Raw genomic sequence first — 25969 nt, forward strand, 5'->3', positions numbered from 1 at the left:
TTCTGCCTTCTACCTACTTCAAACCGTGACTTTAAAACGAGACATTTCATGGCGAAGCCCTTGGGCAACTTGATTGAGTTGATTGATGGCATTGTTAATTTCGCGCAAAGAATCCGTTGTTTGGGTTGAGGTATTGCTCAACTGCACCATGGCATCGCTGATTTGTTGCGCCCCTTGAGATTGTGCTTCCATTCCAGAGTTAACCACTTCAAATCTCGGTGTCAGTTCCTGCACTTGATCGATAATTTGTGTCATCTGTCTGCTGATACTAGCAACATCCTCTACGCTTTGTTCCACTTCTTTAGTAAATTTGTCCATCTCCATCACACCAGATGATACAGAAGACTGCATTTGCTTGACCATTTTTTCAATTTCTAAGGTGGCGACAGCTGTTTGGTCTGCCAAACGTCTAATCTCTCTCGCAACCACCGCAAACCCCAAACCATACTCTCCGGCTTTTTCTGCTTCAATGGCTGCATTTAAGGACAGCAAATTGGTTTGGTCTGCTACTTTAGTAATCGTCACCACAATATTATTAATATTGTTTGCTTTTTCACTAATCGTACCCAGTCTTGAAGCAATGGTATTGGTGGCTTCTCCTAACTGACGCATGGTGGTTTCCATACGGAGTAAATCTTTTTGACTGCTACTGGTTGACGTTGTTGTGGCTTGTGACATGACTGCCAATTCTTCCATAGTTTTGACCAGTTCCCTGGAAGTGGCAGATATTTCTTTAGCAGTGGCTGCCACTTCGTTAGTGGAAGCAACTTGTTCGGTCATGGTAGCTTCTAATTGTTTACCTGAAGCAGCAATTTGAGTGGCTGAAGTTGTGACCCCAATACCAGATTGTTGTACTTGACGAATTAGGGCATTCAGGTTTTGAGTCATAATTTGGAAAGATTTTAATAGTATTCCAATCTCGTTATTACTGTTTGATTCAACATCAACGACAGAGTAGGTTAAATCTCCAACAGAAATTTGCTCTGCTGCTTTTACTGCCTTGGCAATTCTGATTCCTAAAAATTGGGCAATAAAAAAACTTGCTAAAATGGCTACTATTAAACATAATACGGAAGAGATGATAGCCGATAAACTCATGAAGTTTATCGATTGATTGGTCAAGGAAATACTTTTGTTTAAAATATCTTTTTCTCGCGTATCAAAATCCTTACTAATCTGAATAAAGTTTTCTATATGTTCTTTACCACCGCTAAAAAAGACAACAAGTTCTTTTTTGTTTTTTGTTTCATTTAATTTGATATTTTCTTGAATAAATATATCATATTTTTTATAAATTTTATACATTTCATCTAGTCTAGCTCGTTGTTCTAGATCTTGAACTGTATTATATATAAGAGAAAAATTTTCCTGAAAAATCTTTTGCTCACTTGTATATAGCTCTAAAGCATCTTGATTGATTTTTGTGTCAATAAAGTACCGTCGTATTCGTCTATCCATATTTAAAATAGCTTGAGTCATAAGTTGTTTTCCATCAATGATAGTTTGCGATCTGTTGACCTTTTTAAAGGTGTCTGCTGATTGATTGGCGGTGAAGTAGACTATTATGCTGAATCCCAAAATTAAAATTGTAGGGATGGAAAAACCAAGTATCACTAAGTCTTTGATTTTCCAGTTGGTAAACATTTATCTTGTCCTCAGATTTTAGATTTTTTGAAAGCGGTAGCCTATAGCAGATGGTTTGGAGATGGTTTAGATAGAAGTTTCAACTTATAAAAGATAAAATATTTGCAGTCGGAATGCATGCGCTAAAACGCAACTACGAACCTACAAGTATCTTACGTTTAATTTATTTGAGCTACTTACAACCTATTTTCTATAGGTAATATAAGCTACAATTTTTGATGTTGGAAGGTGGCGTAATACCCTCATTTGCTAGAATTCCCCAATAGCAAATGTGATTAACAGTTTGCATATTAAAATTTATATGGATTGGGAACTGGAAACTGGGAAAACAATCTCTAATCTCTATTTCTTCTTCCGCAATCTCTGGATTCGTTGCAATAAAAGATTGGCGCTGGTTCCATCTCCTTGGTGTTCCCTCAGTAATGCCAAATGAATTAATGCTTCTTCACAATCTGGTTGCAGGTATATTGCTTTTTTAAACTGTTGTGCGGCTTGTTCTTCTTGTCCTGTTGCTTGCTGTATTTGTCCTAGTAGAACATAGGCTTTGGCACTACTAGGGTTTTGTTTGAGGTAGTTGTTGCACTGTTGAGTGGCTTCTTGAAAGCAGCCTCGATCTGCTAAAGTTCTTGCTGTTTCTAGTAAATCTTCTTTTGGCTGGTTGAAGAGTTTTAATTTTTCTACGTCGGCAACTAATTGTTTGTTGTGGGTTATGGATGATTTGAGAGAAGTTTTGTAGCTAGGACGGTGTTTTTTGACAACGGTTTTAGAATGGTTGGATTTTAATGAAGTATGAGGATTCCCAGACTTTCGGTAAGCAAATACCATTGGTTGGCAAATAGGAATGAATTTAGTATTGAGTAACCATCCTGCTTCGCCATGCCCTACAAATAGCAAGCCTTTCTGGGTTAGCAATCTTTCTAGAACTCCAATGGTTTGCTCTTTTGTGGCTCGATCGAAGTAAATTAAGAGATTGCGGCAAAAGACAATATCGTAGGCGGGCGTAGCAGTTAAAAAATGAGCATCTGCAAGGTTGCCTTGCATAAAATTGACCGTAGATATCACCTGTTGGCACAGTTGATATCCAGTTTCTGTGAGTTGGAAATACTGCTCTTGAAAAAAAGTGTTTGTACCGCGAAATGAGTATTGACTGTAAATTGCTTGTTGGGCAACTTGTAAGCTTTTTTTGCTGATGTCTATAGCGTCAATACGAAAGTTGGCAGCTGTTAACCCGGCTTCTAGTAATGCGATCGCAATAGAATAAGGTTCTTCCCCTGTTGAGCATGGAACGCTCAGAATTCGCAATACACGATTGGGGTTATTTGTCAACCACTCAGACAATATGTAATTCTTAAGATAATTAAATGATTCTCGTTCTCTAAAAAACCAAGTTTCAGGGATAATGATGGACTCAACCAAAGCTTCCCATTCTTGAGGTGATTCCTGCAAAAGCCCCAAGTAACCAGCCATAGTAGATATTTCGCAATCTGCCATTCTTTGATAAATGGCTCTAGCGATCGTGCTTGAACCAATTGAGTTTGCGTCTAAACCAATTTTTTGTTTCAGTAAACTTTCGATGACAGATTGTGGCATTAGGTTAGTGGTTAGTGGTTAGTTGTTAGTGGTTAGTTGTTAGTTGTTAGTTGTTAGTGGTCACTGATTACCGGTCACTGTTAGGTATTCTGGACGGATGCACTGAATCATGCGTTGTGCGTTTAGGATTATTTTGCCCAAGTACGGGGCTGCATCTACCTCAATGTTTGGATCGACCATCTCGGTTTCAGAGGTTTGCAACGTTTCTACAACTCTTTCTGCTATTAAACCCACTAGATGAGGCATTTCTGATTTTGAAGTTTCATTGCGATCGCATCCACAGTGGTTAATCAGTACGATGCGAGTACTAAAATGCTCGCAGCATGGGCGATCGTGCATTAACTGGCATAGGTCAAGTACTGGTACAACACTACCTCGGTAATTAAAAACACCAGCAACGTATTTGGGTGTATGGGGTAGAGTTTTGAGAATAACCAGGGAGAGGACTTCTACAACCTGTTGACTTGCGATCGCATAAAGTTGATTATCAATATTAAGTAATAGAAATAACATCTATAGACCTTGTAATATGGATTGAGTGAACGCAGTTTAACTCAATCCTGTAAGGTTGATAAATAGAGAAAATACTTGAAAATGGGGTTGGGTGCAAATCACCAGACAATTTTTCTAATTGTTTAAATGTTCGCTGAACGGCGTAGTATCAGAAACGACAATTATTGGTAAGTGTTCTTCTCCAATAGAAGAAACATAGTTGATCGAGCGATCGCCTTGGAAGCCCTAAAAAGTACATTTAACTGCGATGGACTCATCGCCAGCACCACAACATCACGCTCAACACCGTTCCATAGAATTCTTATGGCATAAGCATTTGTCGCCACCTTGGAGTTATCGGCAAGATTTGCTTGAATCTTAGCAATGTAGGGCAAGCTAAGTTCTGCAACCATATTGGGTGGTAAGTGGTAAGGTGAGGAAACCTTCAAAACCTGTATCGACAACGAACTCGATTTCTACATATGAATTTCCTTCTGAAAAAACAAGAACACTCATTCTTGTCTGCAGTCCGATCGCCATTCCGTGTATCATTTTATAGTCCTAACTAATGAACCACCAACCGCATACACGGCATCATAGCCAATTCTTTCTGCCCAAATTGCTGCATCAGCCTGTTTAGCTTGCAAACGACGGCTTGTCACTAGCAGATCGTCGCCTATCTCATATTCACCCGTTTCAACATTGATGGAGATGAGTTTACCAATATTCTCTGTTGTCTCAACTTGGGGACGAATCTGCTTCTCGTATAGTTCTTTACCGCGTTGGATAATTTCTTCGTCACTTAGTTGAGGGTAAGACATATACACAAGTTCCAACATTTCTTCTACCGCCTGCTTGATTTTAACACGGAGGTGTTTGAGTGGTATTGCAGCAGCCTGCTGGTTCTCTACCCATTCTATCTCTAGAGAGTGGCCTGTAATTGTCACTTTTTGAGAGTCAAAAAAAGCTCACCTAGAAAAGCAAATAATGCGGTTTGGTATGTTTTCTGGCAACACACCATCAACAGAAGAGGATTTTAAAATCACAGAATTTCAAGCAGATATAGAAGATAATTTAGACCGCTCGTAAGTAATCAGGAATAATAGTATGTACCATTATCATGCATTCTTTAAAATTAACGCATTAATTTGTTCGTTATCAATACTTATGCCATGACGTTGTAAATAAGGACGTAAATTAATTTGAATAAACAAATCTTTTAATTCTTCGGCTATTTCAGTCGGTGGGTTTCCAGATAAAGCTGTAGCGATTAAACGTTCTGCTGCTTGCAACTCACCACAATTAACAGCAAGAGTTGCGGCACTTCGATGCAAAACTGAGCGTGTTGGTTCGGCGTCTAACTGATTGGCAATTAACGCTGCTGCTGCCTGCTCGTTCTCAAATGCTTGCCGAGTCAGTTGTAACGATTGTTCCGAATCACCACATTCGGTTCCTAAATACATTTTTTAGTTGGAGCAAATGTTCAAATGATTGCCAATTCGCTCAAAGGTTCATCACAGAACATTCCATAGCGCTCATATTCCCACTTCTGGTGATAGGTTTAAATCAAGCGATGTCTAGCGAAAAGATGCAGAGCGTCTACGCAAGTTGGGCATTTATTAAGTTAAAATCCTACAGGATAGGCTGGTACAGTAAAATTTATGGTGCTAGCCTATAGTAAGTAAGTGGACAGGAATAAATAGAACTATATGTTATAATTTCTTGCTGCTAGTGTATCATTTTTCTAAAAATCCTACTTTAAGACATCCATAAAATGTTAAACTTAGAACGTAATATCTCTAAAATTTTTGCTGGCAACAACAAAAAATCGAGATGCAGCATCAATAACTACATAACACGGTCAAACAACGGCGTAAAGAAAGTAACTTCTAATAATTAATAGAGGTAAAAATGGAAACTCCAACGAGAAAACAAGCTTTAATAAAAGCTATCTATGAGCGTTTAGAACAAGCTTATGAAGATACTTTAGAGGATGTCATAGAACTTTTAGACATTCGTAAAGCAGAAGACCTAGAGGATATTAAAGCTTTACACGAAGGACGGGAAGATATTAAGAAAAATGGCACTATTCCCTGGGAAGAAATTAAACGAGAATTAGCCAGTGAATAAATATAAAATTGAATTTTCTAACGCTGCATCTAAACAACTTAAAAAACTACCTATAAAAGTACGAACAAGGATACAAACAAAAATTGATGAGCTAGCTGATAATCCCCGTCCTAACGGGGTTGTTAAGCTAGAAGATTCGGACAATGGTTATCGAATTCGAGTTGGTAGTTACCGAGTTTTATACGATATTTTTGATGATGTGTTACTAATCAATGTTGTGAGAGTAGGGCATCATAAAGAGGTTTACCGCGACGAGTAAGACGGCAACACTGACAGCAGAAGCTTGGCAGTCATTTAGTCAAGCTAATTCTGATGCTAATAGCCGACCTTGTATTGGTTCATACTCATCTTCTAGTAACCAAAGCTGTGCTTCATCATAACTATTGCTTGAAAACACAATTTTATAACCTTGAGCCGGGTCGTAAATCCTATAGTTCCCGTTAATGTTACTTAGTAGTAGAAGAATGTAAGGAGGTGACAGCATAGGATCTACCCATACTTCTGCAAACTCCCAGTCATTCTTCACTGGGTCTTGTGCGGGGGATGACGTGGTATTGGTCGTGTGCATTGACTTTTATCTCACCATAGTAAAGCGGGATACGGCTACCGTCTGGACTAATTCTATAACCAACTGGTTCATCAAAGAACATTCCATAGCGCTCATATTCCCGAATAATTCCAGTAAATTCTCCATTTTCTATTATGGCTTGGGCAACTCGATTCATGGTAGCCTCATCTTTAAATACATGAGCGGCAATTCCTCTGTTTAAGAGTCTTTGCATTTGCGGTGTATCTTGAAGATGTTTGGCAACATGCCTATAGTCTAAGGTAATTTGACGACTAATTCCGCTCATGAATTCATAACTTGGAATGGTAATTAGTCAGTCTACTATAAATCGCCGGAATCGCTCTTAAGCAATCTCCCACATTTAGTGTTTGCATTATCGAGTTATAAGTTCTATTCTGTCAGAGCATCAAGTTTAGCCAGTATTCTTAAGCCTAGAACTATATGTTAGAATTTATTGCTGCTTGTGTGTCATTTTTCTAAAAATCCTATTTTAAGACATCCATAAAATGTTAAATTTAGACCGCAATATCTCTGAAATTTTTGCTCGCAGCAACAAAATTTGCGTGCCATTGTGCCGCCTTTAAATCGTAATCAAAAACTGGTAAATTTAAGACCGATTCATGAATATAATTCCAAAGAGACTCTCTCCGCTTAGATTCTGGCAATCGCAAACAGCCATGTAAAGTTGCACTAACGGCATGTCTAGTACAAAACTAGCAAAAAATGCTAACAATGGTTCTAACTGCTGTACGTTGCTCATCAGCTCGCAGTTGCTGTAACGCTTGTTGTACGACTGATGCTTCTGCTCCTCCTCGCAAAATCGGCACAAATGGTAATAATGCCAGCACATCAGGAATGAACCGATTTAGCGCTTGCAATGCTTCCAAACCAGAAGCAGTTAAACTAGAGAAGGAACAATTACGAGAACCAAGGGAAAAAAGGGAAATTTTAAATGTTCTGGAAGTTATACCCATGTTTCGGTGACTAAATATTAGAATTTATTGTCTGTTGTTGTGGCTGTGAAGGAATTAGGGTGAAATACGAAGAACTCATCAACGATATCAGTAATATTAATAATTCAACTTTAACTACGGTTGAACGAGCAATTAACAAAACTCTGACTATTCGTAACTGGTTTATAGGTGCCTATATTATTGAGTACGAGCAAAACGGGGTGGATAGAGCAGCTTACGGCACGCAACTCATTAAAAATATGGCTGAGGATTTAAAAAGTAGAAAAATTGAAGGATTATCTGAACGTAACTTGAAAAATTTTCGCCAATTTGCGCTGGCTTACCCGGCTTTAGCAAAAGATGAAAATATATCCGCTTTTTTACCCGTTCTTAGTATATCATTGAGTATGCTTAAAATTCGGCAGCCACTGGCTGCCGAATTTGAATTAGTTCCGCAGAACTTATTTCCAGCCCTTCAAAATCGTGAATTACAAAACCCCTCACTGAGTTGGCAAGATAGCAATTATTATCAGCGTTTATTTTCTACTCTATCATGGACGCACATACTCGAATTAACTCGTATTAACAATACTACTAAACGAGCTTTTTATGAATTAGAATGCATCAAAAGTAACTGGTCTAAACGAGAATTAAAGCGCCAAATGAACAGTATGCTTTACGAAAGGGTCGGGTTATCTAAAGATAAACAAGCTGTTTTGGCACTTGCAAATGAAGGACAAATTATAGAAAGTCCTAAAAATATTTTACGCGACCCTTATGTTTTGGAATTTTTAAGGTTAGAAGAACGAGTTACTTATTCAGAATCTGACCTCGAAGAAGCTTTAATTAATCATCTGCAAGAATTTCTGCAGTGCTTTGCCATTGATGAGCAAACTGATATGTTTGGTAGTGTAGCCTAAACGCTCTGCTAATTGTGCTTGCGTCCAATCACGCTCTTCTAAGGCGTCAGCAATGGTATATATCACCGGGAGAAAATACCCAATCGGGAGTGAATGTTCGGGTTGTCTCAATCATAGTAGTCTTCAATTGAATTCAATACAAACAATTGTGATGCAGGATTCTCGACTTTTGGGAAAACTTGGGAATCTGAACCCTCGCAAACTTTGATGGAGTTGATAAAGGCGATTCGCTAGGGGTAATTGACGCCCAGAAGCAGATGTCACTATATCCTTAGCTAACTCGGCATAGGAATTATCGGACACCAGACGAAAAAGAACCTTTCGCCGAATGGCTAGATTCCCTGCGAGATCTCAAAACCAGAGTCAAAATAGAGAAGAGGCTTGAGCAGGTTGCAGTCGGGAATTTGGGTAACTATCGCTCTGTTGGAGAGGGAGTTTGTGAATTTAAAATTAACTACGGTTCTGGATATCGCCTCTATTTTGGTCAAATAGGTTCAGCAATCGTACTCTTGCTATGTGGTGGCGATAAAAGTACTCAAGAACAAGACATTCTTAAAGCTAAGCACGCCCTGGAGAAATTATGAAAGAAGTGAAAGCAGCAACAAGTAGTAGTTACAGAGAATACTTGATTTCATCTCTCAAAGACACAGAACACGCTGCTGCTTATATTGCAGTGATGCTGGAATTAGATGAAGAAGGCTACGACCCAAAATTGCTGCGTGCCGCTCTCAACAATGTGATGGAGGCGCGTCTACAAGCAAATAATCTTTCAGAAACTGCAAAACAGCATTATGAAAAACTTGATAAAATTCTTGCAGAAACTGGTGGAGCACAAATTTACACTTTAATCGAATTTCTTGATGCACTAGGTTATCAAATTGCTCTTGCTTCAAAAGATGACAATAGTTTTCCAGAAAATGAACCGCAGCATAGCTAGAACTTGATAGGGAGTAGAATAATAAACTCAGTTCCTTTGCCAATGGTGGAGAAGCACTCTAGTTTGCCACCATGTTTTTCAATAATTGGATAGCTGATTGCCATACCCAAACCTGTTCCTTTACCCACGGGCTTAGTGGTAAAAAAGGGATAGAAAATACGGTTTTTTACCTGTTGGGTCATTCCCAAACCGTTGTCTATAATCGCAATAGAGATCCACTGTGAATCTTTGATTTCCGTGCGAATGGTAATCTGACTGGGATTTTCCTTAATAGCTTCAGATGTGCGACTAACATTAACTTCATCAAGTGCATTAATAATTTATTTGATGTTCTTCAATCGCTCTTTGAATAAACCTACACCTAAAAAACTCATCGTAAACATCTTCCGGAACTGCTAAATACAGAGTCCGATCTGGTTCTATCAATCTCAATGCTGAACGGTAGTTTAGAAATTAACCGAGTGCAAGGTGAAACTCAGTCACATCCGAAGCTCCTAAAAAAGATTTTATCTCTACTGCTATTTTTTGACCAGTTTTTTCAGCAGCTAAAATTCTCTCGGCTGCTAAGTCTATGTAAAAATCAATATCTTCAACTTGAATAAATAGTTGTTCATCAGTAATTGTCCACCCATCTTTATCAAGGGCTGTTCTAACTGTATTATGAAATAAGTCTTTAGCTGACATGAATAAATTTTAATTCCAATCTGATTATAGCCAGTCTATATTGATTCGCGATCGCACTAGTGTACATTGGCATTCCCCGTAGTGGATAATTTTGTCGCTAGCGATCGCAATACCCGTTGGCGTGTCAAATTTAGCCAGAGCATCCTTTCTATTCCATAGCTCACTGATTGGTCTAGTTTCTCCAGGTTCTAACCTCCTTGCTTTAATTTAACATTTATGTCAAGTCTGTCGCTGGCGAGACACAACGCCAACCCAAAAGCAGCAAAAGCAAATTGCAACGAACTTTTATCTATTAAAAAGCTCTTGGGTTCCAGATGCTACTTAAATATCAACAAGTTTTTCCCATCTACTACTTGCCACAAGCGAATTTGCCCATCAATATCACCTGTAGCCAATAGTTTTCCATCTGGACTCAAGGCAACTGAGAGAACACTCTTAAAAGTTGCAGCAAAGGCAGACTTATCAAAAGCAGATGTCACTATATCCTTAGCTAACTCGACGAGAGATACTAGCTCTCGATTCATTGCCAGCCAATACATGACTTCCTCTTCCACCACTGACAAACGGTTGAACTGGCATTCTAACAAGTCGCCAATGTCTTCAAAAATCGATATCCCCTGTTCTACATACTCCACAACCGAGGCAATCTTACCGTTAAAAAGCTCTTGGGTTCCAGCCGCCACCATCTTCAGTGCTAAGGGATTGCCCCCATAATGCTCGATAAGTACCTGCCATTCTCGTTCTGTACCTGCAAATTGTCCTTTTTGCTGGAATAACTGTTGTCCCTCGGTAGGATTTAATCCCCTCAGTTGCAGACTTCGCACTCCTGTTTGCTCTCCAACTAATGGTGCGATCGCGAAGCGCAAGCTGTACCCAGCTTATCGCTCACGACGGCTTTAGTTTTAGCTCCTTGAAGTTTATCCCAGCCTTTGAGAGTGAGGATAACACCTCGGCTTCGTCTGTTTTGTTTCATCAACTTCACCTAGAACGGAGTAGATGCATCTTAGAGGATGTTTAAAAAGTCGGCAATTGGGTAAAAAAAGCTCTCACGGCTAATCGCTGTTAATAAGTAAAGACAACAGCACCACTGAGAGACATGAGTAAATTATATAGAAGCTCCGCTTTACTTAGGCTAAATTATACATTATCTACAGCAAATCAAGTCTTTAGCTACACTAGATTTGCGCCCTCATAGCAGTGAGGTAATCAGATGGTTATCGAAGCCAAAAACCTAACCCTACCAGATCACACCCAGTTACCAGATTCAGATGGTACGTTTGTGAAAAATTTCCAAGAGCATCCCCAGAGTATTTTACTCACCGACTCGATCCTTCCGCGTTTGCAAGAGCTGCATTCAGATGGACAATACTGCATTGGGCAAGACAGCGGGATCTACTGGCGGTTAACCGAACCACCAGAAAGGGGTGCAGAAGCACCAGACTGGTTTTATGTGCCAAATGTCCCACCGACTCTTAACGGTGAACTGCGACGTTCTTATGTTCTGTGGAAAGAACTGATTGCACCGAGAATTGTTCTAGAATTCGTCAGTGGTGATGGCGAAGAAGAACGGGACAAAACCCCCTATGAGGGTAAGTTTTGGATCTATGAAAATGTCATCCATGCATCTTACTACGGGATTTATGAAGTCAAAAAAGCGTCAGTAGAAGTTTATCAATTAGTTGGTGGACGATATGAAAAGATGAGTCCCAATAGTAGAGGACATTACCCAATTGCGCCAATGGGTGTAGAGTTAGGTATTTGGCAAGGGAGTTTTATTACCAAAGAAGAGATACCTTGGCTACGGTGGTGGGATTCAGTTGGTAATTTATTGCCCACAGGCGATGAACGCGCCGAAGTTGAACGTCAACGCGCTGAAGTTGAACGTCAACGCGCCGAAGTTGAACGTCAACGTACACAAACAGTAGAACAAGAAAATGCTCGTTTGCGGGAACAATTACGTGCCTTAGGTGTAGATCCAGATGCACTGTTGTAGTGAAAAATTCAGTCTTTCACCAAATAAAAACCGTTTTTTTGGTAAAAGGTAACTAGTATACCTTATACAGCATCTACTTTCAGCAATTATTGAGGATTCCTACCTAAATCGAGAAAATAAAATTTGAGATTAAAATGCCTTGCAACGCACCAAAAGATTCACGCTGTCCGCTCTCTTCGAGTTACAAAAAATGGGGTTAGATAATATATAGTTGTTGCACCATAATAGAGGTACAAAGCCAATCCACAATCAATAAAAATTATGAACATCCAACTTAAGCTTGTTAAATCTTGCCAAGCAATATTCAAAACTTGATAGCGATCGCGTTCCGTATCAAATATCAGTTGTACTTCTGTTTGACTGGTCTAGTTTCTCCAGGTTCCCATACCGAAATCGCCGATACTAATAAACCATTTTGTAGTTCTTCTGCATTAATTATAGTTTGTGCTTGACTAGATAATTGGTTGGGTTCGTGCAGTAACCAAAGCCACACGTGGGTATCTAATAAAATCATTGAGACAGTGCATCCCACAGTTCTGGCATGGCTTCGTCAAAATCTTCAGAGATTGTTATTGGCATTCCGCGCAGTGGATAATTGTGTGGTACATCAGAATCAGAATTTATCGTCAAGGAAACTATACGGGCAATAGGCATCCCATTTCGGGTAATAAGAATTTCGTTGTGAGTTGGGTTCTTTCGTACATAGCGTGCTAAATTTTCATTAAAATCTACAAGTATGCTTGTATTTACAAGGCTTACAGGCACTTATAATTTCAATTTTAACAAGGAGTAACATTTTGAAACTAATAATAGCTGTAAGCTAAGCCCAGCAATAGTTTTAAGCTTATTTTTCTACAATTTTAGCACGCTAAGTACGCAAGAGCCGGGTTTTTGGAGGGATATACGTCATGAAAATATCCTCAGTAATGCGATCGCTTTAAGACAGAGCTTTTGCAAAGTCTTTAGTATTGTGTGTACCCAAAATACTATTGATACTAAAGTTGAGAGGAGTTCTGATATGAGGCTAATGTCTCTACTTTCATTTGAATGGATTCACGATCTTTAATTTACCAGCTACTACTAACCCATCTTGCATATCTTCTGAATAGAGAATACTAGCATCTGCCCCCAGGGCACAAGCAACAATTAAACTATCCCAAAAAGAAAAATTATATTGACTGCGGATATCCGATGCATATTCAAAAGTATTCATGCTGAACTCTACCACAGTGCAGCGACTATACAGTGACTGAATGACAGATTTAATTTGCTCTTCGTTAAAGGCTGCTTTTTTCAGTAGATTAGCACACACCTCATTGACAACTTGTGTACTAATTATTATTCCTTGAACTGAGGTAATTGAAATAGCAATATAACGCTTTCTGTTTCTTTCTGCTGCTTCTATTTTTTGGTCTTCAAACAAACGATAGAGCCAAACATTTGTATCGATGAAAGACGCAACAGCAATCATAATTAGCGATTATAGATTTCTTCACGGCTAAGTATACCAGTTACTTGAACAGGTTTCTCAGTCAATTCATCAATTATATCCTTTTTGAGTAGTGTTTTTTTCTTCACCAAAACAATTACTTTAATCTCATCTTCTTCACCAAGTTCTTGTTTATACCGATCGGGGATCTGAATTAAACCGTTTTGAATTTTTGCTTGAAACTCTACCGCATTTAACATCTTTAAACTCTCTTGTGTACCAATACAACTCAATATTAGCCCATCTTAGTCTTCAGTAAAAGGATTGTCGCGTTAGCAAAGCTTACGGAAGGTATGACTGATTTGAGCGATGTAAGCATGACAAGCTGATGCAGCGTCTACAGACTCTTAACAATTGTTTCATCTGGGCAATGGATCGGTCGGTACTACGTGAACACACTCCTGATACTTACTCAATATTACTCATCAGTCATTTGTAAAACCTCCTCTTTCTTCCCTCTGTGTTCTCTGCGCCTCTGCGGTTCATTAAAAAAATTTACAATTTCGTTACCCATACTTGTTTGAGAACATCCAAAAAAGCAAAGACTCCCTTTGGTAATATGGCATCAGCCAGAATAATAACTCCAATAATACGCTCTAAAGGAACTGGCAAACTCCTAACCTGTATCTCTTCTGGTATAGGTTCAGCGGTGAGTCGAGCCATGACAGTCGCCCCCAATCCCTGCTTCACCATACTCAAAACAGTTGAATCTTCCCTGACTTTGCGATCGACTTTCAGCGTTTGACCAAATCGTAAAAAATGCTCTTGGATGACTTTGTTGTGTTGTGGACTCCGCAGATTGACAATCATTGGATACTCTGCTAACTGTTCCCAACTGAGCGGTACATCAGAAGCAAGCAATCCTGGTGACAGCAGCGCAACAAACTCATCTCGAAATAATTCCCAAGCATCAAACTCTTTTCCTGTTGGAAGCAAAGTAAAACCAACTTCTGCTGTACCTTCTTGTAATGCTTGTTCTACTTCCGCATACCTGTCATATTCGGTGATGACAACACCCAACGCGGGATACTTCTCGCGAAAACGAGCAATCACTTTTGGGAGCACATGAGTTGCAATACTCCGAACGCAAGCCACTCGCACTTGTCCGCTTTGCAATCCTTTTTCTCGTTCGGCTTTTTCTAAAACGTTCCCCAACAAACGCAAAATTTGTCGTGCTTCCTCAAAAATTTCCTTTCCTATCGGCGTTAACGTCGCACCGTGACGCCCTCGCAACACGAGGACAACTCCTAATTCTTCTTCTAAAGTCGCGATCGCATAACTCACCGTTGATTGAGATAAACCCAACTCCAAAGCCGCTTCGCTAAAACTCTTGCGATCGCCAACAGCCACCAGAGCACGCAGCTGAGAGATTTTTAGATTACAGCCGTTGATTTTGTCCATCAAAGTCAAAAAAACTTTCTATCTATCGATTTTATCGATAGAAGGTATCGACGGGATCGTTTGTTTTACAATTCAGTCATAAATAAACTGTTTCTTATAGGTAAAGAAATTCAAACAATGTCTTCATTATTTTCTCTCACGCTTTGCTTTGTGATTTTATTGTTTAGCGTGACTAAAGGATACTTTGTTGCTTATTCTCTCGGTCTATCTTTAGTCATACTGCTGGTTACTTTTACTTACCAAGGCTTTCCTTTCGCCAGCCTGTTACAAATGGGTTATGTCAGCAGTCAAAAAGCTTTTTCTATCATCACAATTTTATTACTTATAGGAGTTATCACATCAATTTGGATGGCATCTGGAACAATTCCAGCATTGGTTTATTATGGGACTCAATTCATCAATCCTCAATACTTTATTCTTTCAGCCTTTCTTCTCACCTGCATTATTTCCGTACTTCTAGGTACCTCCTTTGGAACTGTCAGCACTGTCGGTGTCGCACTAATGATTATGGCAAAAGGAGGAAACATCGATCCTCACATAATTGCTGGAGCTATTATTGCAGGAGGCTATTTTGGAGACAGATGTTCCCCCATGTCTTCTAGCGCTCATTTAATTGCTAGTCTTACCAAAACCAATCTATATAGAAACCTCGCATATCTTATGACGACTGCTTGGTTTCCATTCATCGCTTCTACCATAGTTTACTTTTTTCTTTCGCTTGGCAATCCCATTCAAGCTACAAGTCATAATTTACTGGCAGAAATTCCTCAAATCTTTGATATCAACTTGCTAGTCTTATGTCCCGCTCTTGCTGTTTTCTTCCTTTGTCTGTTGAAGATAGATGTGAAAGTTACGCTGGGAATTAGTATTGCGATCGCATTCTTTCTAGGAATCTTTGTTCAAAATTATTCTTGGCTGCAAATGTTGCAATTTGTTGTCGTTGGATTTCATTTAGATTCGCAAAGTCAGCTTGCTGAAGCTTTAACTGGTGGAGGCATTTTATCAATGCTGAGAGTTTCAGTAGTCGTTGTTATTTCCACATTTCTTGTAGGAATTATCGTTTGGACAAAGACTCTAGCATCTGTAGAAAAAATCTTCAGAAGAATTTCTTCCAAAAGTGGCTTATTTCTCAGCACCATTACAGTTGGGTTGATATCTGCTGCTTTTGGTTGTACTCAAACACTTGCTATTCTCATGACTTATCAACTTATGAAAGATAAGTACGAGCAGGAAAAAGTGAGTCATTATCAACTCGCGATCGACATTGAGAATACTGCTGTTGTGCTTGCGCCTCTTGTTCCTTGGAATATTGCTGGTTTAGTTCCGGCGACTGTTTTAATGACTGATTCGGGATTTATTCCTTATGCGGTTTATTTGTATTTGATTCCAGTTTTTAATTGGATTGGGTTTAAGTTGGTTGAGTTGAGGATGTTAAGCAAGTTTGAATAGATTTTTTGCAGAAGTCAAAAAAATGAATATTTAACCGCAGCCTGTAGGAGATAGACGCAGATATATAGCAATTTTAACTGTTTCTTTTTTTGGTGCTTTTGGCGTTTTGGCGGTTGATACTGTTTACCACTGGAATAGGACTGATATATGAACGAGCAACAGATTTTAATTAGACAGGCTACGAAAGATGATATCTCGACGATTATGGAGCTTATTTTGCTGAAGGCTGAGTTTGATGGCTGTCTCGATTCTTTGGAAGCAACGCCTCAGAAACTAGAAGATACAATCTTTTGTCAGAATCCTCTGGCTTTTATTTTGTTGGCTGAGATTGATGAAAGTACAATTGGATTTGCAAGCTATCACCGAATCTATTCTACTTTTCTTGCTAAGCCGGGAATTTGGTTGGACGATCTATATATTAAAGCTCAGTACCGCCATTGTGGAGTTGGGACAGCTTTGATAAATCATTTGTGTGGAATAAATGAAAATATAGGAGGTGCAAGAATTGATTGGATAGTTAGAGTCAATAATGCGCCAGCAGTCAAGTTTTACGAAAAAATGGGAGCAAAAATTATTCCACAAGTCAGGTTGTGTCGTCTGGAAAGAGAGGCGATCTCTTGTAGAGCACAGGAAAACGACAAATTCTTGCTTGAGACATAAGTAAACCCGTTCGTGCAAGCGATATCCATACCTGGAGTTATTAATTATAGCGATTTTCATCCGAATAAAGTACGGCTTCATCCGCGTGCTTTGCTGTGCATCTGCGGTTCCATAACTTTTTTGTGTATTGCACCCAAGTGGGAACCGCTATAGATCATCTTCAAGCGGGATAGGAGTAGTACAGGAGGCAGAGCCTCCAAAGAAGGCATTCCCAGCCTGAGGCTGGGAACGAGGTGGGGAACTTGGCTAAAACTCAGCGCTTTCTGGTGTACGTGGGAAGGGAATGACATCTCTGATATTGCCCATACCTGTCATAAATTGCACGAGTCTTTCAAAACCAAGCCCAAAACCTGCGTGGGGAACGGTACCGAAGCGGCGCAAATCTAGATACCACCACAAATCCTCTGGCTTCATCCCTTGAGCAAGTATGCGACGTTCTAAAATTTCTAAACGTTCTTCCCTTTGGGAACCACCAATGATTTCACCAATTTTGGGTGCAAGAATGTCCATTGCGGCTACGGTTTTTTCATCATCGTCCAAGCGCATGTAGAAAGCTTTGATTTGCACTGGGTAATTTGTGACGATGGTGGGCTTTTTGAACAGCTGTTCGGCTAAGTAACGCTCGTGTTCGGATTGTAAATCCAGTCCCCAACTGACTGGATATTCAAATTTAACGTCAGCTTTCTCTAATAGTTTGATGGCTTCTGTATAAGTTACACGCTCAAATTCATTATTAATAATGTTCTCTGCCGTTGCTATAACAGTGTTATCAATGCGCTGGTTAAAAAATTCCATGTCTTCAGCGCAGGTTTCCATCACGTATTTAAATATGTGCTTGAGAAATGCTTCTGCTAAATCCATATCTCCTTTAAGATCGCAGAATGCCATCTCTGGTTCTACCATCCAAAATTCTGCAAGGTGACGGGAGGTGTTGGAATTTTCTGCACGGAAGGTTGGTCCAAAGGTATAGACGTTGGTAAACGCTGTCGCCATAACTTCGGCTTCTAGTTGTCCGCTGACTGTTAAGTATGTTGGTTTACTGAAGAAGTCTTTACCATAATCTACAGCTTTGTTTTCCTTGCGAGGTACATCTTTTAAATCTAAACTGGTGACGCTGAACAGTTCCCCTGCACCTTCACAATCGTTAGCGGTGATGATGGGTGTGTGTACCCACAAAAAACCGCGTTGTTGGAAGAATTGATGAATGGCTGTAGAGCATGCATTCCTAACTCGGAAAACTGCACCAAAGGAATTGGTTCGCGATCGCAAGTGTCCGATGGTTCTGAGAAACTCAAAGGAATGACGTTTCTTTTGCAGGGGATATGTATCGGGATCGGCTTCTCCGTATACTGTTACCTTATTAGCTTTTAATTCTACACGCTGCCCTTTTCCTTGAGAAGTCACCAACACGCCTGCAACTTCTACTGATGCACCTGTGTTTAGCTTTTTCAATACACTATCGTACTCTGGCAAATCTTCATTGATTACAACTTGCAAACTAGCCAAGGATGAGCCGTCATTAACTTCTATAAAAGCAAAACCTTTTAATTCCCGTTTTGTACGAACCCAGCCTTGAACTACCAGAGACTCATCAGGTTGACCATTTCGCAATACTTCTGCAATCCGTAGATTTACCATATCATCCAACAAATTTACTTTAATAACCAGCCTATGATAACGCCCAATCCCCCAAAGCGAACTGCCATCCAGAAAGGTTCTTTTAAACTTTTCCAAGAGAATAATTTACTTTCTAATCTGAGTTCTAATTCTTCTAGTTGCTGTTGAATGTGCCTTAACTCTGTTTTCCTTCCAGGTTCTTTGCTGTGATGCAATTCCTCACGGCGCTGTTGCAACTCTTGTTGATGCGATCGATCTGCTTGCACTTGATTGTAACGTTCTTTGAATGCAGCAAGCGCTTGCTCTACTTCCAAGAGTTGCTCTTCCAATTCTTGCTCTGGGTTTTCTCCGTCCATTGGTTGTTAGTAGTTAGTTGTTAGTTGTTGGTGGCTGGTCGAATTTACCCCCCTTAATCCCCCCTTATAAAGGGGGGAAACTGAAAATCAAGTTCCCTCCCCTTTACAAGGGGAGGGTTAGGGTTGGGTAACAACACTCAATTTGTAAGCTATTACAGATTTGTGTGTACACCGAAGCATTAAAAAGGGGGGCTATGCGTAAGTCCTAATTAAATACAATTCTGCCAACAGCTGGGCTAAATTTGTCTATATTAACTCACTCAAGCACTCATACTATGTCTCAATCAACCCAGATCCCCAAAACCAATGAACTGAGTCAATTTAGTACATTAGAATTAGCCCAGGCTCTCATGGAGAGACTGAGTATTTCGCCTAATGATTGGCATCGCCTTAAATCTAACCGCAAAGTTCGCGCTAGCGAACAAGCCGCAGCCGCTCTTGTTTTTCTCCTAAAAGACAACCCTGAAGAAGCTTTACAAAAGCTCCAACAAGCAAGCGGTTGGTTGGATAAATCTATTTCTGCTCCACCTTGTCCAACTCATGGAAGAGAGGGTTAGTTGTTGGTTGTTGGTTGTTAGTTGTTGGTTGTTAGTTGTTGGTTGTTAGTTGTTGGTTGTTCACTATCACCACTAACCACTAACCACTAACCACTAACCACTAACCACTAACCACTAACCACTAACCACTAACCACTAACCCATTAACGTCTTAAAGATAATTTAGCTTTATGTTCTAATTGTTTGCATAACCTTAACTCTGTCCCTTTCCTGTTCCACTCCACTTGATCGAACACCTGATACAGAATACACATGCCACGACCATTCTCTGATTCGTCGGGTGGTAGATATTCTGTGGGATCTTCATAACAAGGATCTGTAGGCATGAAGCCGTCACCTTGGTCTGATATAATCCACCAGTATTGATTGTCAATTAAGGAGAATCTAACTATAACTGTTTTTCCAGGATCTAGGTTGTTACCATGCTTGGCTGCGTTCACTAGAGCTTCTTGAAGCCCAAGGCGCAATTCTGCTTGTAACATTGATGGAATCTCTGCCAATAGTAAGTCTAATATTGGACATAGATAGAGAGTTGAGGCGAAACTAATTGTACCCCAATTACGTCCTGTTGGACGGAGCGAGATATTAATCACAATGAAGAACCCCGTAGCTTTCAGAGTTAGCTAGACATCAGTTTGCTGTCACAGGCACCCTGATCTTGTGTGAGGTGGTCGTGTTGCCTTCAAACTTGCGTCTGTTGAACTAAATTTTGAAAATGCTAGGGCGCATAGAATCTCTTAAAAGGCATGAGTTGATTAAGTACTATACAGCTAGAGAGCACCGATCGTAAAATAAGGCAATTATTGCGAATAAAAGAGTATATTTTCACTCTTTTCGTTGCTGAACATAACTTAGACAACTCGATTCATAACTCCAAGAGATACTTTGCTTTTTGCTGATTTATGCAAAATGAATTGCACAGAAGGAATCATATTTTTAGCTTAATTCTATAATAGCATCTCTTGTCCATAACGATCCATAAATTTTGCTTTTGAGTTTTTGTTAAAAACCGGGAAATTCAGAGCAAGGTTGATAACGTGAGGAACGCTGCTGCTTCTACGTGGGCTGTCTGTGGAAAGAAATCCGCCGGTTGCACTCGTGTCAGCGTATACAATCCATCCTCACAAAGTAATTTGAGGTCACGAGCCAGGGTGGCTATCTTACAACTGACGTATACAATGCGAGGAGGTTTCGATTTCCTTAAGGTTTCGATAACAGAGCGATCGCATCCTTTACGTGGAGGGTCAAGCAAAACTATATCTAGTGAGATATCTATGTTGGGCAGTAATTCTTCTACTGCACCAGTATGAAAGATGGCATTCTCAATACCGTTAAGCTTTGCATTTAAATTTGCCTGTTCTACTGCTTCTGCTTGAAGTTCCAACCCCACAGCTTGCCGTGTTTTTTTGGCTAAAGGTAGAGTTAATGTCCCAATACCACAATAAGCATCCAATAACACTTCCTTTCCTTGTAAATTGAGTTCTGACTCAATAAAGAGCAACAATGCTTCTGCTGTTTCCGTATAAATTTGGAAAAACGTATCAGCTCGCACATGAAATTCGAGTCCGGCAAATTGTTCTTTTAAGTAAGAAACACCAGCAATACAACGGGTTTCCTCGCCAAAAATAGCATTGGTACGTTCCCGATTGCGGTTTACACAAACTCCTACAAGCTGAGGATAGCGATCCAACCACTCTTGCGCTTGGTCGTAAATTCCAGGTATACTCCAATCTTTAACGACTAAAGTCAGTAACATTTCTCCGGTATGGCGACCAATACGCAAACCGAGATGGCGTACTAAACCTGTATGATTGTGCTCGTTGTAAATTTGCCAACCATGCTTTTGAATGTCTTGTTTAACTTCCAACAGCAGGGGGTTAAGTCGCGGATCTTGAACCGGGCATTGATTTAAGTTAATTAATTGATGGCTGCTTTTTTGGTAATAACCAGCTTGGACAAGTCCTGTCCGAGATAATCCTACAGGGTATGTCACTTTGTTACGATAACCCAGGCATTGCGAACCAGACAGCATTGGACCTACTGGTGGTTGAGCAAAACCGCCAATACGTTGCAAACCTTGAATAACCTGATGGCGTTTTGCTTCAAGCTGATATTGATAATCAATGTGCAGCCACTGACAGCCACCGCACTTATCAGCGACGATACAACTCGGTCGAACGCGATGGGGTGATTTTTCTAGCAGTTGTTCAATTTGTCCGCGAGCATAACTGGGTTTGACATAAACCAGACGGACAACAGCGCGATCGCCAGGTACGGTATCTGGTACAAAAACGACGCGATCGTTCCAGCGTCCGACACCATCGCCGATATCACTTAAGTCAGCAATCTCTAATTCAATAAATTCGCCTTGTTTCCACATAGTAGTTAGTAGTTAGTGGTTAGTGGTTGGTGGTTAGTGGTTGGTGGTTAGGGGCTAGGGGTTAATTATTCCCCCTTGTCTCCCTTGTCTACCTTGTCTGCCTTGTCCCCTATCCCCTTTATTTATGTCCTCAAGACTCGTTAAACTAGCAAATAATAAAATAAAATCACGTCAATCGCGATCGTTATGACTGTAGTAAGCCAAGTTATTCTCAAAGCTGATGACGAACTGCGTTACCCTAGCAGTGGTGAACTTAAGAATATCAAAGACTATTTGCAAACTGGCGCACAACGGATTCGCATTGTCGGTATCCTAGCCGAAAATGAGAAAAAGATAGTTCAGGAAGCTACCAAACAGCTTTGGCAAAAGCGCCCCGACTTTATTGCTCCAGGTGGTAATGCTTACGGAGAGCGCCAGCGTGCTCTATGTATCCGTGACTTTGGTTGGTACCTGCGCCTAATTACTTATGGTGTACTTGCTGGTGACAAAGAACCAATTGAAAAAATTGGTTTAATTGGTGTCAGAGAAATGTACAACTCCCTTGGCGTACCCGTACCGGGAATGGTAGAAGCTATCAACTGTCTGAAGAAAGCTTCTCTTGACTTACTGAGCGCAGATGATGTTGCAGAAGCAGCTCCTTACTTTGATTACATCATCCAAGCAATGTCCTAGTACTTAGCGATCTACATCGCTAATACATCTATATTAGCTGGATTTTCCCCACACCGGGTGGTGGCTATGGCAGATTTTCTGTCAGGTTAGTACCGGGTTGTGGGGAAATTTTATTGGGGATTGGGGATTGGGGACAAGGTAGACACGGTAGACAAGGTAGACACGGTAGACAAGGTAGACACGGTAGACAAGGTAGACAAGGGGGAATAATTAACCACTGACTACTGTACGGGCGCAATGCCTTGCGCCCCTACCAACCACTAACCACTCACCCAGTCTAAAACAAAAAGCCAACAGTCCCTCTGTTGGGCTGTCGGCAATTAGTGTGTTCCCTATTAATGACTCGGCTAGAGTTCAGTTGTACGTATTTTCTCAATCTGACCATCTGGAGAATAGGATCTGAATCATGAGCACTAGTGATTGTTATCACCACAATTATTAGCAGTAAACTATATCTACAAGTTTGAGTTTATAACTCTACGGTAAGCGATCGCAGCTTTTGGTTAAAAAATGTAATATTGATTACAATTATGTAAATTACTTTCTAAGTAACGCAGTTATCAAGAACTAGATACACCAGAATGGATGAAAAATATTATTTCTTCTGCCGTCCATCTTCTGCCCTCTGCTTTTTTGAAGTCAAAGTTTCTGAAAGCTGCTTCATGCGGGTAAATAAGTAAGTTCGTTCTACTGTTAAGATATTGGAGTTGTCAAGCTAAAATTGATTCCCTAGCATTTCTAAAATTTTTGTTGTGCGATAAACCACCAATCCAATCTTTAGGTTTTCTGTAACAATTCTGTTAAGTACTACTGTAGTAACACTCAAAAAAAATTAGAATTTTATTAACTAGAGCAAGCATGACTCTTGGCTGCAATGGTTGGATACGGAAGCTAGCGCATTCCGAACCCCATTGTAGGTAAAATTGCTGTACCAACAATTACTTAAAATTTCATGCTTTACTCAAGCTAATTTCTATTTTATGAAATAGTCTTTATAGTTGAAATGTTGGAAATACTTAAATGCACCCCATGACGTTGGGCTTTGCCCAGGAAATTACGTATTTCCCTAGTAGATTCAAATGAAGCATCATTAGCATCAGCAGACTCTGGCAGTTATGTCACCAACGCTTGTAAGTACATTGGTCTGCCTGATGCGTCTATCTTATCCCAGTCATACTGTAAATTCTTCAATAATATTAGGTGATATCAGGGAACAACACCCCCAAGTCCCTTGGTCGCAGATTATAGGAATGCGAAACATTTTGACTCACAATTATTTTGAAATTGACTTAGAAATAGTGTGGTCTGTTGTGGAGCGTGATTTGCCAAATCTCAAGTATCAAATTGAAATAATTTTACAAGCATTATCCTGATTATTGAGATTGATATTTTTTCAGTTTCTAATTCTTTTAAAAAAACTCCGGCACTATTGATGGCTGGACATACTTACTTACAGAAGCGAGATAAGCTAGAATTAGAAACCAAATTGATTTACAACTTCTTGCAATAGACTAAGCAGAGAGTAAATATGGCAGCAGAACAAAAGCATACTACCTTACTTCAAGAGGCTGAAAACCGATTACGTCAGCTTCCTCCTGAAAGTATGGAAGTGGTGCTCGCTTTTTTAGCTTACTTGCATAAGACTGAAGAAAGCAAGGCTATTGAGGAATTGTTAAGTATTCCTGGTTTTGCAGCATCCTTCCGGGAAGGCATAAAAAACAATAATAGTGATGTTCTTGAAAATAATAGCTTAAACCTTGCTCAAGATGCAGAAGTATGGGAAGCTTACTTAACTTCTAAAAAGAAATGGAAGGAGGTATACTGTCGCCTTGCAAACTCCTAAGTTTCTGTCTGTTTCTCAGGTTATAGCCATACACCAAGATCAGGTAAAAAGCTTTGGTGGTACTGATGGTGTTAGAGACATCGGCTTACTAGATTCAGCAGAAGAACTAGCTGCATTTTTAGAACTGCATCTAGAGTGCAAGTAAATCGCTAAAATAAACCTCTGTCCCCTTGGTGCGTACTGCTATGACCAGCATCTCCTCTGCTCCTTTTTCTCCTGAAGAAATTGCTGATGAAGGTTTGAAGCCAGAAGAATATGAAGAAATTGTGCGACGATTGGGACGCCATCCCAATAAAGCCGAACTGGGAATGTTTGGGGTGATGTGGTCCGAACATTGTTGCTACAAAAACTCTCGCCCTTTACTCAAACAATTTCCCACCACAGGACAGCGCATTCTTGTTGGTCCTGGTGAAAACGCAGGTGTTGTCGATCTCGATAATGGTTTGCAGCTTGCATTTAAGATTGAATCTCACAACCACCCCTCAGCTATTGAACCCTTTCAAGGAGCAGCAACAGGTGTCGGCGGTATTCTTCGCGATATATTCACAATGGGTGCGCGTCCCATTGCTGTGTTAAATTCCTTGCGCTTTGGTTCCCTAGAGGATGCTAAAACACAACGGCTTTTTAGTGGCGTGGTCGCTGGGATCGCTCACTATGGTAATAGTGTTGGCGTTCCTACAGTTGGCGGTGAAGTTTACTTTGACCCTGCTTACTCTGATAATCCCCTTGTGAACGTCATGGCACTGGGGTTGATGGAAACACCAGAGATTGTGAAATCTGGTGCATCTGGTATAGGCAACCCGGTATTATACGTAGGTTCTACTACCGGACGTGATGGTATGGGAGGTGCAAGTTTCGCTAGTGCAGAACTGAGTGAAGAATCCATGGATGACCGTCCTGCAGTGCAAGTGGGCGATCCTTTTCTGGAAAAATCGCTGATTGAGGCTTGTTTGGAGGCGTTTAAGACAGGGGCTGTTGTGGCTGCACAGGATATGGGCGCTGCTGGTATCACCTGTTCTACCTCAGAAATGGCAGCCAAAGGAGGGGTAGGTATTGAATTCGATCTAGATAAAATTCCTGTTAGGGAAACCGGAATGGTTCCTTATGAGTACTTGCTTTCTGAATCGCAAGAACGGATGCTGTTTGTTGCTCATAAGGGACGCGAACAAGAGTTAATTGATATTTTCCACCGTTGGGGGTTGCAGGCAGTTGTTGCAGGAACTGTGATTGCGGAACCTACCGTCAGAATTTTATTTCAGGGAGAAGTTGCTGCAGAAATTCCTGCCCGAGCTTTGGCAGAAAATACGCCTCTGTATCATCGAGAATTGTTGGCAGAACCACCGGAATACGCGCAAAAAGCTTGGGAGTGGACACAAACGTCTTTGCCGACTTGTACTGCTGCGGGTATTGAGATTCAGGGACAGTTCTACACTTGGAGCGATATTTTGCTCACTTTACTGGATACACCAACTGTTGCTTCCAAACATTGGGTCTATCGTCAATACGATCATCAAGTGCAGAATAACACTGTTCTGTTACCTGGTGGTGCTGATGCTGCTGTTGTACGGTTGCGCCCTCAGGAGGAGGGGGAGAGGGGGAACTCGGTGCCCCCTCTGGGGATAAGGGGGCAAGGG

The 25969-nt window shown here is 40.4% G+C and carries 35 protein-coding genes and 2 pseudogenes; 14 read left to right on the forward strand and 23 right to left on the reverse strand.

The window, feature by feature from the left end:
* Window positions 1-18: 18 nt before the first annotated feature.
* The 6 genes from F7734_RS09675 to F7734_RS09700 form a co-directional block, all read right to left on the reverse strand.
* Entirely contained in the window at window positions 19-1644 is a 1626-nt protein-coding gene (locus tag F7734_RS09675) for a methyl-accepting chemotaxis protein (protein ID WP_155744461.1), read from the reverse strand.
* A gap of 342 nt (window positions 1645-1986) precedes the next feature.
* A complete protein-coding gene (locus F7734_RS09680) occupies window positions 1987-3234 on the reverse strand; it encodes a protein-glutamate O-methyltransferase CheR (protein ID WP_155744462.1) in 1248 nt (415 codons plus the stop codon).
* Between the two features lie 60 nt (window positions 3235-3294).
* Window positions 3295-3747, reverse strand: a complete 453-nt coding sequence (locus F7734_RS09685; RefSeq protein ID WP_155744463.1) for a chemotaxis protein CheW — start codon at window positions 3745-3747, stop codon at window positions 3295-3297.
* A 161-nt stretch (window positions 3748-3908) separates the two neighbouring features.
* Complete coding sequence (locus F7734_RS09690; protein ID WP_155744464.1) at window positions 3909-4190, reverse strand: hypothetical protein; 282 nt, start codon at window positions 4188-4190, stop codon at window positions 3909-3911.
* Between the two features lie 84 nt (window positions 4191-4274).
* Window positions 4275-4547 (reverse strand): hypothetical protein, encoded by a 273-nt coding sequence (locus F7734_RS09695; protein ID WP_155744496.1) that lies wholly within the window; start codon window positions 4545-4547, stop codon window positions 4275-4277.
* 297 nt (window positions 4548-4844) lie between these two features.
* Window positions 4845-5189: a hypothetical protein gene (locus F7734_RS09700; protein ID WP_155744465.1), complete on the reverse strand. Its 345-nt coding sequence runs from the start codon at window positions 5187-5189 to the stop codon at window positions 4845-4847.
* A 448-nt stretch (window positions 5190-5637) separates the two neighbouring features.
* Between F7734_RS09700 and F7734_RS09705 the strand changes: the two genes are divergently transcribed.
* Both F7734_RS09705 and F7734_RS09710 read left to right on the forward strand, forming a co-directional pair.
* Window positions 5638-5856 (forward strand): hypothetical protein, encoded by a 219-nt coding sequence (locus tag F7734_RS09705; RefSeq protein WP_155744466.1) that lies wholly within the window; start codon window positions 5638-5640, stop codon window positions 5854-5856.
* Window positions 5849-6115, forward strand: a complete 267-nt coding sequence (locus F7734_RS09710; RefSeq protein WP_166481825.1) for a type II toxin-antitoxin system RelE/ParE family toxin — start codon at window positions 5849-5851, stop codon at window positions 6113-6115. Before F7734_RS09705 ends, F7734_RS09710 begins: the two co-directional genes overlap by 8 nt.
* Before the next feature lie 39 nt (window positions 6116-6154).
* Here the strand turns inward: F7734_RS09710 and F7734_RS09715 are convergent, their stop codons facing one another.
* From F7734_RS09715 to F7734_RS60610, 3 genes are all read right to left on the reverse strand, one after another.
* A complete protein-coding gene (locus F7734_RS09715) occupies window positions 6155-6424 on the reverse strand; it encodes a hypothetical protein (RefSeq protein WP_155744467.1) in 270 nt (89 codons plus the stop codon).
* Window positions 6372-6710 (reverse strand): hypothetical protein, encoded by a 339-nt coding sequence (locus tag F7734_RS09720; protein ID WP_155744468.1) that lies wholly within the window; start codon window positions 6708-6710, stop codon window positions 6372-6374. The genes F7734_RS09715 and F7734_RS09720 overlap by 53 nt, the downstream gene beginning before the upstream one ends.
* Before the next feature lie 427 nt (window positions 6711-7137).
* Entirely contained in the window at window positions 7138-7398 is a 261-nt protein-coding gene (locus F7734_RS60610; RefSeq protein WP_166481814.1) for a hypothetical protein, read from the reverse strand.
* A 59-nt stretch (window positions 7399-7457) separates the two neighbouring features.
* Here F7734_RS60610 and F7734_RS66020 point away from each other — a divergent pair, with 59 nt between their 5' ends.
* Window positions 7458-8297, forward strand: coding sequence for a DUF1016 N-terminal domain-containing protein (locus tag F7734_RS66020; RefSeq protein ID WP_155744469.1), 840 nt, complete (start codon window positions 7458-7460; stop codon window positions 8295-8297).
* Here F7734_RS66020 and F7734_RS66025 read toward each other — a convergent pair.
* Window positions 8298-8363 (reverse strand): annotated as a pseudogene (locus F7734_RS66025) (hypothetical protein); the annotation flags it as partial. It abuts the gene before it with no gap.
* Between the two features lie 275 nt (window positions 8364-8638).
* On the opposite strand from F7734_RS66025, the gene F7734_RS09735 reads away from it, so the two are divergent.
* Window positions 8639-8881, forward strand: coding sequence for a type II toxin-antitoxin system RelE/ParE family toxin (locus tag F7734_RS09735; protein ID WP_155744470.1), 243 nt, complete (start codon window positions 8639-8641; stop codon window positions 8879-8881).
* A complete protein-coding gene (locus tag F7734_RS09740; RefSeq protein ID WP_155744471.1) occupies window positions 8878-9234 on the forward strand; it encodes a transcriptional regulator in 357 nt (118 codons plus the stop codon). The genes F7734_RS09735 and F7734_RS09740 overlap by 4 nt, the downstream gene beginning before the upstream one ends.
* Here the strand turns inward: F7734_RS09740 and F7734_RS09745 are convergent.
* The 4 genes and pseudogenes from F7734_RS09745 to F7734_RS65170 form a co-directional block, all read right to left on the reverse strand.
* Entirely contained in the window at window positions 9231-9554 is a 324-nt protein-coding gene (locus F7734_RS09745; RefSeq protein WP_166481827.1) for an ATP-binding protein, read from the reverse strand. The genes F7734_RS09740 and F7734_RS09745 overlap by 4 nt on opposite strands.
* Window positions 9547-9918 (reverse strand): annotated as a pseudogene (locus tag F7734_RS09750) (XisH family protein). Before F7734_RS09750 ends, F7734_RS09745 begins: the two are co-directional and overlap by 8 nt.
* 317 nt (window positions 9919-10235) lie before the next feature.
* Window positions 10236-10742 (reverse strand): WD40 repeat domain-containing protein, encoded by a 507-nt coding sequence (locus F7734_RS09755; RefSeq protein WP_243146777.1) that lies wholly within the window; start codon window positions 10740-10742, stop codon window positions 10236-10238.
* A 17-nt stretch (window positions 10743-10759) separates the two neighbouring features.
* Window positions 10760-10891 (reverse strand): hypothetical protein, encoded by a 132-nt coding sequence (locus F7734_RS65170; RefSeq protein WP_279239687.1) that lies wholly within the window; start codon window positions 10889-10891, stop codon window positions 10760-10762.
* Between the two features lie 237 nt (window positions 10892-11128).
* Between F7734_RS65170 and F7734_RS09760 the strand changes: the two genes are divergently transcribed.
* Window positions 11129-11911, forward strand: coding sequence for a Uma2 family endonuclease (locus tag F7734_RS09760; protein WP_155744472.1), 783 nt, complete (start codon window positions 11129-11131; stop codon window positions 11909-11911).
* 340 nt (window positions 11912-12251) lie between these two features.
* Here F7734_RS09760 and F7734_RS09765 read toward each other — a convergent pair whose 3' ends face one another.
* From F7734_RS09765 to F7734_RS09785, 5 genes are all read right to left on the reverse strand, one after another.
* Window positions 12252-12425: a hypothetical protein gene (locus F7734_RS09765; protein WP_243146778.1), complete on the reverse strand. Its 174-nt coding sequence runs from the start codon at window positions 12423-12425 to the stop codon at window positions 12252-12254.
* Window positions 12422-12676 carry a hypothetical protein gene (locus F7734_RS09770; protein ID WP_207714061.1) on the reverse strand — a complete coding sequence of 85 codons (255 nt, stop codon included), beginning with the start codon at window positions 12674-12676 and terminating at the stop codon, window positions 12422-12424. Before F7734_RS09770 ends, F7734_RS09765 begins: the two co-directional genes overlap by 4 nt.
* A gap of 274 nt (window positions 12677-12950) precedes the next feature.
* Window positions 12951-13382 (reverse strand): PIN domain-containing protein, encoded by a 432-nt coding sequence (locus F7734_RS09775; RefSeq protein ID WP_155744473.1) that lies wholly within the window; start codon window positions 13380-13382, stop codon window positions 12951-12953.
* A 2-nt stretch (window positions 13383-13384) separates the two neighbouring features.
* The gene (locus F7734_RS09780; protein ID WP_155744474.1) at window positions 13385-13600 is read right to left on the reverse strand and encodes a hypothetical protein; all 216 of its coding nucleotides are present in this window, start codon (window positions 13598-13600) and stop codon (window positions 13385-13387) included.
* A gap of 295 nt (window positions 13601-13895) precedes the next feature.
* Window positions 13896-14801: a LysR family transcriptional regulator gene (locus F7734_RS09785; protein ID WP_155744475.1), complete on the reverse strand. Its 906-nt coding sequence runs from the start codon at window positions 14799-14801 to the stop codon at window positions 13896-13898.
* Window positions 14802-14861: 60 nt separating this feature from the next.
* Here F7734_RS09785 and F7734_RS09790 point away from each other — a divergent pair, with 60 nt between their 5' ends.
* Window positions 14862-16250, forward strand: a complete 1389-nt coding sequence (locus F7734_RS09790; protein WP_155744476.1) for a Na+/H+ antiporter NhaC family protein — start codon at window positions 14862-14864, stop codon at window positions 16248-16250.
* Between the two features lie 147 nt (window positions 16251-16397).
* Window positions 16398-16910, forward strand: a complete 513-nt coding sequence (locus F7734_RS09795; protein WP_155744477.1) for a GNAT family N-acetyltransferase — start codon at window positions 16398-16400, stop codon at window positions 16908-16910.
* A 246-nt stretch (window positions 16911-17156) separates the two neighbouring features.
* Here F7734_RS09795 and asnS read toward each other — a convergent pair whose 3' ends face one another.
* Both asnS and F7734_RS09805 read right to left on the reverse strand, forming a co-directional pair.
* Entirely contained in the window at window positions 17157-18548 is a 1392-nt protein-coding gene (asnS, locus tag F7734_RS09800) for an asparagine--tRNA ligase (protein ID WP_155744478.1), read from the reverse strand.
* A gap of 14 nt (window positions 18549-18562) precedes the next feature.
* Window positions 18563-18883 (reverse strand): hypothetical protein, encoded by a 321-nt coding sequence (locus tag F7734_RS09805; protein WP_155744479.1) that lies wholly within the window; start codon window positions 18881-18883, stop codon window positions 18563-18565.
* A 275-nt stretch (window positions 18884-19158) separates the two neighbouring features.
* Between F7734_RS09805 and F7734_RS09810 the strand changes: the two genes are divergently transcribed.
* Window positions 19159-19440: a DUF6439 family protein gene (locus F7734_RS09810; protein ID WP_155744480.1), complete on the forward strand. Its 282-nt coding sequence runs from the start codon at window positions 19159-19161 to the stop codon at window positions 19438-19440.
* A gap of 143 nt (window positions 19441-19583) precedes the next feature.
* Here the strand turns inward: F7734_RS09810 and F7734_RS09815 are convergent, their stop codons facing one another.
* Together F7734_RS09815 and rlmD are read right to left on the reverse strand one after the other, a co-directional pair.
* Entirely contained in the window at window positions 19584-20033 is a 450-nt protein-coding gene (locus tag F7734_RS09815; protein ID WP_166481826.1) for an anti-sigma regulatory factor, read from the reverse strand.
* Window positions 20034-20458: 425 nt separating this feature from the next.
* On the reverse strand, window positions 20459-21820 hold the full coding sequence (rlmD, locus tag F7734_RS09820) for a 23S rRNA (uracil(1939)-C(5))-methyltransferase RlmD (RefSeq protein ID WP_155744482.1): 1362 nt from the start codon (window positions 21818-21820) through the stop codon (window positions 20459-20461).
* Between the two features lie 186 nt (window positions 21821-22006).
* Here rlmD and apcD point away from each other — a divergent pair, with 186 nt between their 5' ends.
* From apcD to purL, 5 genes are all read left to right on the forward strand, one after another.
* Window positions 22007-22492, forward strand: coding sequence for an allophycocyanin subunit alpha-B (apcD, locus tag F7734_RS09825; protein ID WP_155744483.1), 486 nt, complete (start codon window positions 22007-22009; stop codon window positions 22490-22492).
* A gap of 1151 nt (window positions 22493-23643) precedes the next feature.
* Window positions 23644-23865, forward strand: coding sequence for a HepT-like ribonuclease domain-containing protein (locus F7734_RS09830; RefSeq protein WP_243146780.1), 222 nt, complete (start codon window positions 23644-23646; stop codon window positions 23863-23865).
* A 155-nt stretch (window positions 23866-24020) separates the two neighbouring features.
* Window positions 24021-24335 carry a hypothetical protein gene (locus F7734_RS09835; protein ID WP_155744485.1) on the forward strand — a complete coding sequence of 105 codons (315 nt, stop codon included), beginning with the start codon at window positions 24021-24023 and terminating at the stop codon, window positions 24333-24335.
* Window positions 24322-24480 (forward strand): hypothetical protein, encoded by a 159-nt coding sequence (locus F7734_RS09840; RefSeq protein WP_155744486.1) that lies wholly within the window; start codon window positions 24322-24324, stop codon window positions 24478-24480. Before F7734_RS09835 ends, F7734_RS09840 begins: the two co-directional genes overlap by 14 nt.
* Before the next feature lie 40 nt (window positions 24481-24520).
* The coding region (gene purL / locus F7734_RS09845; protein ID WP_155744487.1) for a phosphoribosylformylglycinamidine synthase subunit PurL at window positions 24521-25969 on the forward strand (1449 nt) is incomplete at its 3' end.

Source organism: Scytonema sp. UIC 10036 (genome assembly GCF_009725235.1).